The organism is Arthrobacter sp. CMU6 (genome assembly GCF_059090205.1).
Map to the genome: position 1 here is coordinate 1 of NZ_JBNHFL010000104.1, position 423 is coordinate 423.

The 423-nt window shown below is 74.7% G+C and carries 1 pseudogene; it reads left to right on the forward strand.

From position 1 onward, the window contains the following. Positions 1–423 (forward strand): annotated as a pseudogene (locus AC5RWD_RS23255) (HNH endonuclease signature motif containing protein); the annotation flags it as partial.

The window sequence follows — 423 nt, forward strand, 5'->3', positions numbered from 1 at the left end:
CGAAGGTCCGTTCCTGGCGGGAGCGGCACCACCGGGTCAGCATCGAAACACGCCACACCCGCTCGGCGGCGGACCGGCGGGTGGAGTACGCCCCGGACCGGGACGGGATGGCCTGGTTCTCGGCCTACCTGCCCGCGGCGCAGGCGGCCGGGATCTGGGACCGCACCACCGCCGCCGCCCGGGCCATGCAGGGACCGGCCGCCAGGACCCTCACCCAGCTCCGCGCCGACATCGCCGCAACCTGGCTTCTCACCGCCGGCCTGGAACCCACGCCGGCCGGCACCGCGAATCGAACCAGCAATGACGCGGGTGAGGAGAGCTTCGCCGGCCTGGTGCCGGCCGGGGGCGTGCCCTCCCCGGTGGCCCAGGTCCTGGTCACGGTTCCGGCGTTCTCCCTGCTCGGCTTGACCGAGGAACCGGCCC